Below are 12,888 nucleotides of genomic sequence, written 5' to 3'. Positions count from 1 at the left end.
GCTTCGAGAGTTCGCCTATCGAGTCGATTCGATCGTCCATGAGCGCGTTCCACGGCCTCACCAAGTGGAGAGGCAAGCATGTTCGCCTGATCGGCAAGACAGCGTCAGGGGCCGCTTGCGCCATCCTGCGGAACGACCTCGAACAGATCGCCATGGTCGTCCAGCTCGATTTCCACGATCCAGCAATCCGGATCGAACCGGATCTCGCTCGCAAGGGCCGCATCGACCCTTTCCGCGTCGCTGTCGCGCAACCTCACTTCAAACTTACGGCCAATATCGACTTCGTCGGCGAAGAAATTCTGCGGCGCCGGGGCAAAGAGCGTTTCGGTGCCGAGCCGCGTCCGCTGGCGGATGAAGATTGCGCCGGCCTCCTCCGCTCCCTTGCGCAGCACGGCCGCATAGCCGCCGAGCAAAAATGCGCGGCGCAAGAGGGACGAGACGAAGATGTGAGACTTCAAGCGCATGGAAGGCTGATACACGCGCCGGCTGGCAGAGGCAAATCGGCGGCGTGGTCAAACCCGATCATCGATCAGAGCGCGCCGATTTCCTTGAGCTTCTTCAAGACCTGCGCATTCGGCTCGCCGGTCTGCGGCAGGCGGTAGTGTTTTTCGAAGTGGCGGATCGCTGCCCGCGTCTGCTCTCCGGCGACGCCATCGACCGCAACATCCGCATAGGCGAGGTTGCTGAGCCCCTTCTGGATGTTCAGCACCAGTTCGCTCGAAACCGGGATTTCGGCACGCGGAATGAAATTACCTTCCTTCTCGGAGGAACGAATGGCGGCAGCGACCGGATCGATCTCCACGCCGTTGCCCTTTGCCTCGGCGAGAGGTCTTCCCGCCGGCGTGACCTGAGCAGCCTTGTCGCTCGGCGCGGCCCGTAGCGCCTGCAACAACCCGGTGCTGGCCAAGCCCGTCTCGGCGCGGCCCGCCTGCGCTTCGAAGCGCAGGATCGCAGCCGCCGTCCGCGGGCCGGTGCGCCCGTCCGGTACGCCGTCATAAAGGCCGATCCGGTTCAATTCCGTCTGGATGTCGGCGACGAGCTTCGAGGTCGCGCCCGCGGGCACGCTTGCCACGCGCTCGGGCGACGGCTTGTCCGCCGGAAGATCTGCGGAAGCAGCGGCAATCACGTCCTCGACATTGTCCGCCTTGGCCTCGCCCTCGCGCTCGATGACGAAGGTGGTCACGTTACGCTGCTCGACCTCCTCACCTTTGGCGATGGCGATCCGCTGCGCGGTTTCGGCACTGACGAGCGGCACGCGGGTACGCAGGAGCGGCGACGGGTGCACGCCGTGCTGATACCACATGGCATTGGCGGCAACGAAGGAAAACACGACCAGGAAGGCGGCCGAGCCGCCAGAGACAAGCGGATGACGCGCCATCAGGCGGCCGGCAAGTCCAACACCCTGTCCGGCAAGAGCCAGCCCGCGCACGGCCAGGCCGGGCGCACGCCGCGCGGCCTTCTTCCGTTCAGGCTGTTTTCGCTTGCGCGGCGCCATATCCCCGTTCCTCGTTCAAACCAACGTCTTCGGACCGCCCCCCTTCGGCAGCCGGTTTCGTTTCTCCATCGCGCAGGCGCGGCGGAAACTCCACCGTTACCGACGAACGCCGCTCCTGGTGCTCGGCAACGGCGATGCCGGAGCCGTCGCACGGTAGCGTCACGACGATGACAGTCCCCTCGCCCTCGCGGCTGCGAATCGTCAGATCGCCACCATGAAGCGCAACGAGGCCCTTGACCAGCGAAAGGCCGAGGCCGGTGCCCTCGTAGCGGCGCGTATAGTCGTTCTGGATCTGGACAAAAGGTTGACCGAGCAGCTCCAGCTTGTCGGCGGCGATACCGATGCCGGTGTCGCTGACCGAGAGCTTCAGTATCGCACCATCCACCTCGGCGTCGATCGTCACGACACCTCCATGGTCCGTGAACTTCACGGCGTTGCCGATCAGGTTGATGAGAACCTGCTGGAAGGCGCGCTGATCGGCATTGATTTCGCCGATGCCGCGGGTAACGCGGCTGACCAGCTTGACGCCCTTTTCGGCGGCCTGGTGCGATAGCATCGCCTCGCAGGCGGCAACCGCCTCGGCGACGCGGAAAGGCTCGGGCAGGAGTTCGTAGCGCCCCGCCTCGATCTTGCTCATGTCGAGCATGGTGTTGACGACGGAGAGCAGATGTTCGCCCGACTTATGGATGAGGCCTACGTATTCGCGCTGGCGATCGTTCTCGAGTTTGCCGAAATATTCGCCGGCCAACACGTCGGAAAAACCGAGGATGGCGTTGAGCGGCGTGCGCAGTTCGTGGCTGACAGCGGCGAGGAAACGGGTTTTGGCGTCGTTCGCAGATTCCGCTTCGGCCGTCCGGGCAGCGGCCTCGGCGCGCAGACCGGCCTCCTCGGAGACATCGCGCGACTGGGCAAGGATCCCCGTCAAGTTGCCATCGCGATCACGTAGCGGCGCCAGTTCACAGGACATGTAGACGAACTGTTCGCCTTCAATCGGCAATGTCCGCCGTTCGATACGGATATCGACCGTCGCCCGGTCGCCACCCTGGCGAAGGATGTCGATCGCGCTCAGGAAGGTGATGCGGTCGGAGACGTGAATCTGCTCGATGAAGCCGCGGCCTGCGGGGTCGCGCATCAACGTCAGGTGCTCGGCTGCATCGCGCCCATGCACGGAGAGAACATTGCCGCGCAGGTCATGTACGGTCACGATACCCGCAAAAAGGTCATAGGCGGCCGAGAGGTCCGGGAGCGCGGGATCGGACGGAGCCGGCGCTCCAGCGTCCGGCGCCCGGCCGCGGGCGATGGCAACGGCCGCCGCCAGCAGCGAGGCGGAAGCCCAAAGGGCGGTGCCGAGCGGCAGGGCCGAGGACACCGGCATGGCGAACGACAGGGCGAGCGGCACCACCGGCAGCGTCGTCAGCGAGACGGCCGCAACGGCACGCAGGCGTTTCGTATCGCGGCGTCCGGCGAGCGAGGAAGCTTCACGACGGGGCAGCCACAGGGCCGCGACCTCGTCCACGCGGGACGCCCATCTGCCAGCCATGTTACGCAATACGTTCACGCTTTACCCTGCTACATTTGTTGTTCTTGCGAGGCTGGCGCGACCGATTTCCCCTACCTGGGAACCGCGATTCAGACTGCCTCGTGACATGTCGGAATCTCGCATCCCCGGCTTAATGAAAGAATAAACGCGCCCGTGCCGGAACGGTGCGAAACGGCTGAAAAATCCCGTTTTGAAGCAAATCGAGCGACCTTCATTTCTTGTGGTTAACGGGGCGTAAGCAACGGATTTCTGTGCATTTTCTGGACACTGTTAACGATTGTGGCGCGCCTACCGGCACGCCATTCCCGACGCTTCCGGGCTTCGCGCCAAGGGGGCCGCCACGAACCTTAACGGCGAAAGCTAAAATGCGACACAAATGCGCGGCAAAGCACTCGAGGGCGGCATTTCATTAAAATTTGAAGCAAATGCCGCTCGATTTTGAAAAGCCGTCTTGTGATTCCCGTCCTAGTGTCGATCTCAACAAAGGGCCGACGCTGCATCGAAGGCAGCAGGTTCCCCGAGGAAACGACGGCAGCGCGAACGGGTATCAGGGGATACTCCAGCGCTGCGGGATGCCGAAGGCGCAAAAGCCGGCTAGAAGACTGGCGAGCTCAGGCAACTGAACGAAGGATGGGCAGAACATGTGGTTTCTCATCAAGGCGACATTCTGGTTTTCGCTGGTGCTGGTGCTGCTGCCATTCCTCGATCCGTCGAGTTCGCAGAAGCTGGAGCATGCCCCCAAGGTCGAGCTTGGCGACACCTTCGCCGCCGCCAATGAGGCTTTCCAATACATCAGCGCCATCTGCACCCAGAAGCCTGAGATCTGCGAGAAGGGTGCCGAGACCTTCGTCGCCCTCGGCCATCGGGCTCGCGAAGGTGCACGCATCGCCTATGAATTCCTGGATACCCAGTTTGCCGAAACCGATGCCCAGCCCGATGCCAAGGTGACGACCGGTACGGTCGCACCGGCGATGACCGGCACGGCCAAGCCGCAGACCGATCTGGCGGCTCCGGCCACCGAGGTCAGCACCATCGATGCAGAGCCTGTCTTCAAGCGCACGCCGGTTCCGGAAAAGCGCCTCGATCCCAAGGCCGCGGTCATCCAGTAATCACGCCAAGCCCTCGGTCGGGCCGGCGAGCCGCCCATCCACCCATTCGCAACTTAACTGCCTGACTTGCCGCCCTGTCGTGGCCGCCGCGAGGATCCATCCCCTCGCGGCGTTTTCTTTTTCGCTGGCGCAACCTTGGATCGCGCCCGAGCCAGCCACGCACAAGCCGTGGCTGCTTAGGTCCGCCGCACGGCAAGCGGAGGCACCCGATGCAGATCCATGGGCTTTTTTCGAATGCAGGCGTGAGGCGGCCGGCGACGCCCGGCACTTCGACCGCCGGCGAAGGCAAGAGCCCGGCATCGGCCGTATTGCTTCTCGGCACCGACGAAGGCGCGGACGACCGCGCCGCCGCAGCCAAGAAGAAGATCGACGAGATCAAGGAGCAGCTTCGCATGCTCCGCTTCTTTGCATCGGATCCCGAAACGCTTGCAAGGCTCGCCAAGCAACTCGGCGCGGCCGTCCAGCAGTTGGCCGGCGCAGGCGGTATCGAAGCGGCAGATGGCGTTGCATCCGCCGCAGCCGCGACTGCCCTGGCAGAGGCCGGCAATGCGCAGACGGAACGTGCTGCGACAGACGATGATGCAGTCGCGCCCTCCGGGCCGGCAAACTTCGCCGAGCGCGCCTATCGCGAATTCAGCGACGAAAATCGCGAGTCCGGCTCCACCATGAAAGTGGTCGCCGAACTCAAATCGGTTGCCGAACAGGTAAAGCAACTGTTGCGGAAAGCCGAGCAGGAATTGCGCAACGATAGATCTGTCCGTGACGCTGACGATGCGCGGGCGGCCGGCCATGTCTCGTCTGCCGCCATCGGCAAACTCGGCGGGATCGACGCAAGCGCCGGAAATACCTTCACCTTTCCGTCAAGCGTTTCGATCTGACGCGCCCGCGAAATGCCGCCGATGCCCAAGGCAACCGTTATTGACGGTTCTCAATGGCCATTCGATCCCCTATATGAGGGCTGAAAGCCTGCGCGCCCGACAGCAAAGGGCATGGCAGGGACGAACCTCGTTCGCGGCAAGGGCCGGCGGGGGTATACTATTCCGACAACTGGACCTGGATCATGACGACGCTTGAGCAGATCATCGACGATTTCGCCTTCCTCGACGAGTGGGAGGATCGCTATCGCTATGTGATCGAACTCGGCAAGGCGCTGCCGGAGATGCCTGAGGCCAAGCGGACCCAGGAAAACAAGGTTCAGGGCTGCGCCAGCCAGGTCTGGCTCGTCACCCAGACGACGGGCGATCCGGAGGACCCCGTGCTGACCTTCGAAGGTGAATCGGATGCGCATATCGTGCGCGGCCTTGTCGCGATCGCGCTCGCCATCTATTCCGGCAAACATGCCTCGGAGATCGCCGAGATCGATGCCATCGATACCTTCGGCAAGATCGGCCTGATCGAGCATCTCTCGACGCAGCGCGCCAACGGCCTGCGCTCGATGATCCGCCGCATCAAGAACGAAGCGGAGCTTCGGCTGGCGGCCTGACACCGTCAGGACCCGACAGCACAAAGCACAAGAGCCGGACGCTCAGGCCCGGCCCTTTGTGATCAAACCAAATGCCGTCAGGTACTCGCAGCAAACAGCCGCAACGCATCACCAGACGGTTGAAGCCTTACTTGCCGCGGCGCTTGCGGCGCTGGCCGAGGCCCATTTCCTTGGCGAGGCGCGAGCGTGCTTCCGCATAGGCGGGCGCAACCATCGGGTAGTCGGTCGGCAGGTCCCACTTCTCGCGGTATTCTTCCGGTGACAGATTGTGGTGGGTCATCAGGTGACGCTTCAGCGACTTGAAGGTGCCGCCGCATTCAAGGCAGGTGATCTGGTCGTCCTGGACGGACTTGCGAACCGACACGGCCGGCTTCGGCTTTTCAACCGGGATGACGACCGGTGCCGGCGCCGCGGTGTTGTTGAGGGCCGAGTGCACGTCTGCGATCAGCGTGGGAAGCTCGGCGACGGGAACCACATGATTGCTGACATAGGCGGCAACGATTTCCGCCGTCAGTTCAACCAGAAGTTCATGGCTCGCGCCAAGCGCTGTTTCAGTCATTTCTTTCTCCTATCGGACTTCAGCACAACCCGAAACGACGTCTCGGGGGAGGAACGCTTGCAAGAGCCGTCAGGAAGCCTTCGCTGCCTTGGGATGGACCATCAAACGCGGCAAAGACAAACGCCGGCCACGATATCAAGAGTTGGAATTTTGATTACGAAACCTGCTGCCGAGTCACCGGGACGACCGAACTCTCAAAGCAACAACCAAACATACACAACTCAAGCTGGAATTTCAGATCAAAGTATTTTCCGCGACGACACTTTACATTTACCCGATTAACATCGATGCGTGAAATGTCCAAACATAAATTTGCCGACACTTAGCAACTTTATCTCCAAATTGCTAAAATGGCCACACTGCATCGCAAAGTTCTGAAATACAAATTCAGAAATGTCATCGATCAGCGACGACGTGGCTCTTCCTTTTGCGGAAGCTGATCTACGACTGACAGTTTCGTAAGTTTGTAACCAGCCTGATGTGCGGCTTTTGCCAAGAGATGAGCCGAAATTGGTGCAGTCAGCACGAAGAAGAAGAAGCCTGCAAGCGCCCGAATCAGTATTGCCGCATCCAGAGAATGAACGCCTGCAGCCAGCAGCAACAGGCCGGAACCTATGGTGCCGGCCTTCGACGCTGCGTGCATACGGGTGTAAAGATCGGGAAAACGCAAGATGCCAATTGCCGCAAGCAGCGAAAAGATCGCGCCGACGATCAACAGAGCGGCAACCAACACGGCGATGGCCATCTCCAGCACCGGGTTCATCGGCGGCCTCCTTTGTGCCTGCGACGGACCGCGTTGGATCGCGGTGTGGAGACGCGCGTTGCTTCCGGCGCGCTTTCCGGCGAAAGCCCGCGAGCGAGGACGAAACGCGCAAAGGCGATCGTCGCCAGGAAGCCGACCAGGCCCAGGGCGATGGCAATGTCGATGTAAAGGTTAAAACCGGTGCGGATCGCGACGACGGCAATCAGGCCGATGGCGATCGCCACCAGCATGTCGAGACCGAGCACGCGGTCCGGCAGGGTCGGGCCGCGGACGATGCGCCAGACGGTAACCAGAAGGGCGGTAGACAGCGCGATGAGCGCGAAGCCCGTGGCGAAGGCTTCGATCTGGTCTGGCAGGCTCATTCGAACGCCTCCTTTATCCGCCGTTCGAAGCCGTTGGCGATGTCGCGCCGCAAGCCGCCCGGGTCGGCGCAATCGAGCGCATGGACGTAGAGCGTCCGGCGGTCGTCGGAGACGTCGACCGAAAGGGTTCCTGGCGTCAGGGTGATGAGATTGGCAAGCAGCGCGATCTCGAAATCGCTCTTGACCGTCAGCGGAAAGGCAAAGATGCCGGGCTTCAGCACCATCTTCGGCTGGATCACCATGAGGGCGACCTTGGTTGCCGAGATTGCCAACTCCTTGAAGAACAGAGCCGTCAGCAGAAACAGTTTGAGCGGCCGCACCGGATAGGTGACGGGCTGGAGCTCGCGCCGGATCAGCGACAGGGAAAGAGCTCCGACGGCGAAACCGAGGATCAGATTGGCCAGCGAGAAACTGGCGCTGATCGCCCCCCAGATCGCCGTGAACACCAGGTTGATGGTGAGGAACTTGGTCACGGGGCACCTCCCGGGAAAACCGAGTTCAGATAGGCCGAGGGTTCGGAGAGCCCCGCCGCCGCGCTTTGAATGGTCGCAAGCAGCGGCTCCGGATAGAGGCCGATCGCCAGGGCGAGGACAGTCAATGCAGTAAGCGGCAGGAGTGCCGCGGGCGAGATCGTCGCGGACGCCGTCGCTCCCTCCCCGGCGCCGGCATCGCGCCAATAGGCCAATAGGAAGAACCTCCCGGTGACAACGGTCGTCAGGAAACCGGTGAGAAGCAGGGCCCCTGCCAGCCACCAGGCGCCGATATCGAGCGCCGCTTTGACCAGCATCACCTTCGGCCAGAAGCCGGAGAACGGCGGCAGCCCGGAAACGGCGAAGGCCAGCATCAGCGTCAACGCCGCGAAACCGGCATGGCGACGATAAAGGCCTGCAAGCGACGAAAGCGAGAAGCTGCCGCCGAGCCTGGCCGCGATGCCGGATGCGAAATAAAGCGCAGTCATCACCAGCATCGAATGCAGCGCGTAGAAGATCGCCCCGCCGATACCGCCCGGCCCGCCGACGGCAATACCAGCGAGGATCGAGCCGATGCCGGCGACCACGAGATAGCCGAGCATGCGGCGGAAATCCGATTGCGCCAGCGCCCCGAAGGCGCCGACGAGCATGGTCAGCGCGCCGGCAAGCGCGACGACGAAACTCAGTTCCTCGCGCTGGATCGGCAGCAGCATGACGGTGACGCGGATCAGGGCGTAGATCCCGACCTTGGTCAGCAGGCCGGCGAAGAGCGCCGATACCACGACGCGCGGCGTGTGATAGGAAGCCGGCAGCCAGAAATTGACCGGAAAGGCTGCCGCCTTCATGCCGAAAGCGAGCACGAAGAGCGCCGTCAGCGTCATCAGCGGCGCAGTACCGGCAAGACCTTCGGCCTTGCGGGCGATATCGGCCATGTTGAGCGTGCCGAAGCTCGCATAGAGATAGCCTGTGGTGATCAGGAACAGCGTGGTCGCGATCAGATTGAGGAAGCCGTACTTCACTGCGCCGTCGATCTGCTCCCGCTCGGAGCCGAGCACGATCAGGCCGAAGGAGGAGATCAGCAGCACCTCGAACCAGACGTAGAGGTTGAAGATGTCGCCCGTCAGGAAGGCGCCGGAGACACCCGCCATCAGGAGCATCAGGAACGGATAGAAGCCGTAGCGCCGGCCGCTGTCATTGATATCGGCCAGCGAATAGACCCCGCCGGCAAGGGCCACCACCGAGGCCGCCAGCGCAAAGAGCGCGCCGGTGAGATCGACGGTGAAGGCGATGCCGAAGGGCGGCAGCCAGCGCCCCATGACCATCGTCAACGGACCGCTTGCGAGTACATGCCGAAGCAGGAGAACGTCGATGAGAACGAGGCCGGCAAGGCCGAGGACCGCAATATAGGGATGCCAGTCGATCTTTCGGCGCAGCATCACCAGCAGTGCGCCAATCGCCAGGCACCAGGCGACAGGCAGGATCACCAGCCATTCGGCAGAGGCGACCGGATCGAGAACGAGCGCGGCGGCGAGATCTGCGGGGGGAGAAGTCGAAGCGGCCATGGGTCGGTCAATATCCAAGCGGCGGAGCCGGCTCGTCCTTCGGCTCGGCGACGCGCATCTCGTCGGTATTGTCGGTTTGCAGCTCCTCGTAGGCGCGCCACGCCAGGACCAGCAGGAAAGCGAAGAAGGAGAAGGAGATGACGATTGCCGTCAGGATCAGCGCCTGCGGCAGAGCGTTTGCGGCCGGTCCCGTGAGCGTATCCTGGTGGCCGGGAATGACCGGCGGCACGCCGCGCGTCAGCCGCCCGCCGGTGAAGATCAGCAGGTTGACCGCGTTGCCGAGGATGGCGACACCAAGCAAGACGCGGATGATGGACTTCGACAGCAGCAGATAGACCGCCACCGTGAAGAAGATGCCGACGAGCAACGCGAACCAGGCTTCCATCACTCGCCTCCCCGCTCTTCGAGCGAAAGCGCAACCGAGCTGATCGCGCCAACGACGACGAGATAGACACCGCAGTCGAAGAGCATCACGGTCGACAGCGGGATCTCCACGCCGAGAACCGAGGGATAGATCCAGAGACCGGTCATGAACGGGACGCGTGCGGCAATCGAGATCAGGCCGGCGACCGCCGATGCGAAGAGCCCCGCGCCGGCGATTGCCATCGGGTGGAAATAGATCGCGCGGCGCACAGTCTCGACGCCGCAGGCGATGCCGTAGATCGCCAGCGCCGAAACCGCGATCAACCCGCCGATGAAACCGCCACCGGGTTCGTTATGGCCGCGCAGCAGCACGAAGATCGAAAACAGCACCATCAGGCTGGCAAGAAACGGCGCGACGGCCCGGAAGATCACCGACTTCATGCGCGCTCCTCCGCATCCGGATCGTTGTCGGCGATACGGCGAAGCGAACCGGCCCTCAAGCGGACCAGCGACAGGATGGCAAGACCGGTGACCATCAGCACCGCGATCTCACCCAGCGTGTCCGTGCCGCGGAAATCGACGATGATGACGTTCACCACATTGGCGCCGTGCGCGATCGACTTCGAATAGAGATTGAAGAAATCGGTCAGCGTGGCGTCGAAGGGAACACCCGTCGCCTTCAGCAACATCAGGCTGAATCCGACGCCGCAGGCGAGCGCGATGGCGAAATCCGGAACCTTCTGTGCGAGCGGCCGATGGTCGGACGGCGAGAGCCTGAGCCTTGTCATCACCAGCGCCAGCACGACGACTGACAGCGTCTCGATCATGAACTGCGTGAAGGCAAGGTCCGGCGCACCATAGAGCAGGAAGATGACGGCCACGGCAAAACCCTGGATGCCGAGCGAGACGATCGCCGTCAGCCGATCGGGTGCGAGCACGACGGCAACGAGACCGATGACCGCGATTGCCATGATCGCAAGCTCATGTAGCGGCACATCGGGTGCGAAGAACGGCGCGCGCGGCAGTTCGCCATAGATGAGCGGAACGAGCAGCAGCACGAAGGCAACCAGGATGAAGGTCACCGTCATGTAAACATCGAGTCGGCCGGATTGCAGCCGGCGCGTCAGGGCGCCGGAAAAACGAACGAGCCCGCGAATGAACTGGTCGAAACCACGGTCCGGTCCCCAGCCGATATCGGCAAGGATCGTGGCGATGAAGCCACGCAGGCGATCGAGCTTCAGGTAGAAGACGATTCCGATCAACGCAGTCGCGATCGACATGGCCAACGGCACCCCGACGTGCGGAACGACCGATATCGTGACCGTACGCGGTTCGCCTGATATCGCTGATGCCATCGGCGCCGATACGAGTTCGTGGGTCAGCCCCGAGAGCAACGCCGCCGAAAGCCCCTTGGCGGCGAGCAGCGCCGGTCCGAGCCAGAGCAGCAACGGCGCCTCGTGCGCGGCCGCCTTCGGCGTCTCGACCTTCGCACCGACGAATGGCTTGAGGGCTACGGCGAAGGCGGCCGCAAACATCAGCGCATTGCCGAAGATCGCGAGCGCAGCAAAGACCATCGAGCGGCGGTCGAAGCCGGAGAGTGCATAGTAGATTTCCTCCTTGGCGATGAAGCCAAAGAAGGGGAACAGCCCGCCCATCGAGAATGCCGCGGCAAGCGCAATGACGAAGGTGAGCGGCATGGCCGAGCGCAAGCCCCCGAGCCTCGTCACGTCGCGCGTGCCGGTCTCATGGTCGATGATGCCGGCAACCATGAAAAGCGCGCCCTTGAACAGGGAGTGTGCGACGAGATAGAGCGCCGCCGCCTCGATCGCATGCGGGGCGCCGAGACCGGTCAGCATGACGAGCAGGCCGAGCGACGCCATCGTCGTATAGGCGAGCATCAGCTTCAGGTCGGTCTGGCGGCAGGCCAGGGCTGCACCGATGACGAGCGTAGCGACGCCAAAGAGCGGCAGCAGGATCTGCCATTCAGGCGTGCCGCCGAAAACGGGATTGAGCCGCATCAACAGATAGACGCCAGCCTTCACCATGGTCGCCGAATGCAGATAGGCCGAGACGGGCGTCGGTGCTTCCATCGCGTTCGGCAGCCAGAAATGGAAGGGGAACTGCGCCGACTTCGTAAAGGCGCCGCCGAGAACGAGAAGGAGCGCCGCCAGATAGAACGGGCTTTCGCGCATCTCCGTGCCAAAGGCCATGAGCAGCGAAAGCTGGGTGACGCCGCTGACATTCCAGGTGATCAGAAGTCCTGCGAGCAGGAACAGCCCGCCTCCTCCGGTCACGACCAGCGCCTGAAGCGCCGCACGCCGGGCCGCTTCGCGCGAATGGTCGAAGCCGATCAGCAGGAACGACGTGATCGAGGTCAGTTCCCAGAAAACGAAGAGCATCAGGAAGCTGTCGGACACGACGAGCCCGAGCATCGATCCCATGAACATCAAGATGAACGAGAAGAACCGCCCTTGCTGCGGATGGCCTTTCAGGTAACCGCCGGAATAGAGCACGATCAGCATGCCGATGCCGGCGATCAACAGGGCGAACGTCAGCGACAGACCGTCGATCAGCCAGGAAAAGCTGACATTGAACGACGGGATCCAGGCATAGCCGCCGGTGACCACCTCGCCCTTGGCCACTTCCGGCCAGAAGCGGGTGAAATGCAGGACTATGGCCGCGGGGAAGAGTGCCAGGACCCAGGCCGCCTTGTGCCCGAGCAGGCGCGTGAGCAGCGGCGCGACCAAGGCCCCCACGAATGGGAGTGCGAGGGCCAGAAATGTCAGGGCCGCAACATCCATCGTCCTGGCCTGCTCCTTTATATTTTCACCAAACAATCAATCGAAGACCCGACATAAAAGAAGGGTTATGGCGCCTCAAGCCTTATCCAGATAAAATCGACGTTATGTGCCCTAAAGTCGCTTCGGAGATCGGAGACAGCAGTCCAAGCACTATCAGATTCGTTCGTTTCATGCGGCGGCCACCGACTACAATTAAAATGCTGTTAGCATAATATTCAGTTGTCGTCGCAGCAGGATCGAACGTCCTGGAATCGGGACAATAAGACGTGGTAGTTGTACGTAAAGGCTTCTTCAATTCAAAATAATACGAAGCCTCGATCGCCGGACCGGCGGAAACCAACGGCTGCTCGCAACGTCTGCCTTCGACGACATCCGCGAACT

14 protein-coding genes are annotated in these 12,888 nt (G+C 62.4%); 3 read left to right on the top strand and 11 right to left on the bottom strand.

What is annotated here, in order from left to right; genetic code table 11:
* Nucleotides 1–104 precede the first annotated feature (104 nt).
* The 3 genes from AC1Z3V_RS22345 to AC1Z3V_RS22335 all read right to left on the bottom strand — a co-directional run bounded on the left by AC1Z3V_RS22345 (nucleotide 105) and on the right by AC1Z3V_RS22335 (nucleotide 3,035).
* Nucleotides 105–464, bottom strand: coding sequence for a DUF1491 family protein (locus tag AC1Z3V_RS22345; RefSeq protein ID WP_483501782.1), 360 nt, complete (start codon nucleotides 462–464; stop codon nucleotides 105–107).
* Between the two features lie 65 nt (nucleotides 465–529).
* On the bottom strand, nucleotides 530–1,495 hold the full coding sequence (locus AC1Z3V_RS22340) for a peptidoglycan-binding domain-containing protein (protein ID WP_483501781.1): 966 nt from the start codon (nucleotides 1,493–1,495) through the stop codon (nucleotides 530–532).
* The gene (locus AC1Z3V_RS22335) at nucleotides 1,467–3,035 is read right to left on the bottom strand and encodes a sensor histidine kinase (RefSeq protein ID WP_483504132.1); all 1,569 of its coding nucleotides are present in this window, start codon (nucleotides 3,033–3,035) and stop codon (nucleotides 1,467–1,469) included. Before AC1Z3V_RS22335 ends, AC1Z3V_RS22340 begins: the two co-directional genes overlap by 29 nt.
* Before the next feature lie 641 nt (nucleotides 3,036–3,676).
* Here AC1Z3V_RS22335 and AC1Z3V_RS22330 point away from each other — a divergent pair.
* From AC1Z3V_RS22330 to AC1Z3V_RS22320, 3 genes are all read left to right on the top strand, one after another.
* Nucleotides 3,677–4,144, top strand: coding sequence for a DUF5330 domain-containing protein (locus AC1Z3V_RS22330; protein ID WP_483501779.1), 468 nt, complete (start codon nucleotides 3,677–3,679; stop codon nucleotides 4,142–4,144).
* Between the two features lie 209 nt (nucleotides 4,145–4,353).
* Nucleotides 4,354–5,022 carry a hypothetical protein gene (locus AC1Z3V_RS22325; protein ID WP_483501777.1) on the top strand — a complete coding sequence of 223 codons (669 nt, stop codon included), beginning with the start codon at nucleotides 4,354–4,356 and terminating at the stop codon, nucleotides 5,020–5,022.
* Nucleotides 5,023–5,204: 182 nt separating this feature from the next.
* Nucleotides 5,205–5,627, top strand: coding sequence for a SufE family protein (locus tag AC1Z3V_RS22320; RefSeq protein ID WP_429808084.1), 423 nt, complete (start codon nucleotides 5,205–5,207; stop codon nucleotides 5,625–5,627).
* Between the two features lie 127 nt (nucleotides 5,628–5,754).
* Here the strand turns inward: AC1Z3V_RS22320 and mucR are convergent, their stop codons facing one another.
* The 8 genes from mucR to AC1Z3V_RS22280 form a co-directional block, all read right to left on the bottom strand.
* Complete coding sequence (gene mucR / locus AC1Z3V_RS22315; protein ID WP_043620098.1) at nucleotides 5,755–6,186, bottom strand: exopolysaccharide biosynthesis transcriptional regulator MucR; 432 nt, start codon at nucleotides 6,184–6,186, stop codon at nucleotides 5,755–5,757.
* Nucleotides 6,187–6,589: 403 nt separating this feature from the next.
* The gene (gene mnhG / locus AC1Z3V_RS22310; RefSeq protein WP_483501774.1) at nucleotides 6,590–6,949 is read right to left on the bottom strand and encodes a monovalent cation/H(+) antiporter subunit G; all 360 of its coding nucleotides are present in this window, start codon (nucleotides 6,947–6,949) and stop codon (nucleotides 6,590–6,592) included.
* On the bottom strand, nucleotides 6,946–7,311 hold the full coding sequence (locus AC1Z3V_RS22305) for a cation:proton antiporter (protein ID WP_483501773.1): 366 nt from the start codon (nucleotides 7,309–7,311) through the stop codon (nucleotides 6,946–6,948). Before AC1Z3V_RS22305 ends, mnhG begins: the two co-directional genes overlap by 4 nt.
* Nucleotides 7,308–7,784 carry a Na+/H+ antiporter subunit E gene (locus AC1Z3V_RS22300; protein ID WP_429808079.1) on the bottom strand — a complete coding sequence of 159 codons (477 nt, stop codon included), beginning with the start codon at nucleotides 7,782–7,784 and terminating at the stop codon, nucleotides 7,308–7,310. Before AC1Z3V_RS22300 ends, AC1Z3V_RS22305 begins: the two co-directional genes overlap by 4 nt.
* The gene (locus AC1Z3V_RS22295; RefSeq protein ID WP_483501772.1) at nucleotides 7,781–9,343 is read right to left on the bottom strand and encodes a Na+/H+ antiporter subunit D; all 1,563 of its coding nucleotides are present in this window, start codon (nucleotides 9,341–9,343) and stop codon (nucleotides 7,781–7,783) included. The genes AC1Z3V_RS22300 and AC1Z3V_RS22295 overlap by 4 nt, the downstream gene beginning before the upstream one ends.
* Before the next feature lie 7 nt (nucleotides 9,344–9,350).
* Nucleotides 9,351–9,728: a Na+/H+ antiporter subunit C gene (locus tag AC1Z3V_RS22290; protein ID WP_173515941.1), complete on the bottom strand. Its 378-nt coding sequence runs from the start codon at nucleotides 9,726–9,728 to the stop codon at nucleotides 9,351–9,353.
* Nucleotides 9,728–10,147 carry a Na(+)/H(+) antiporter subunit B gene (locus tag AC1Z3V_RS22285; protein ID WP_173515940.1) on the bottom strand — a complete coding sequence of 140 codons (420 nt, stop codon included), beginning with the start codon at nucleotides 10,145–10,147 and terminating at the stop codon, nucleotides 9,728–9,730. The genes AC1Z3V_RS22290 and AC1Z3V_RS22285 overlap by 1 nt, the downstream gene beginning before the upstream one ends.
* Entirely contained in the window at nucleotides 10,144–12,507 is a 2,364-nt protein-coding gene (locus AC1Z3V_RS22280) for a putative monovalent cation/H+ antiporter subunit A (protein ID WP_483501770.1), read from the bottom strand. Before AC1Z3V_RS22280 ends, AC1Z3V_RS22285 begins: the two co-directional genes overlap by 4 nt.
* Between the last annotated feature and the right edge of the window lie 381 nt (nucleotides 12,508–12,888).

It is taken from the genome of Ensifer sp. 38_S197 (genome assembly GCF_056924495.1).
This window is presented reverse-complemented; position numbering and strand designations above follow the sequence as displayed.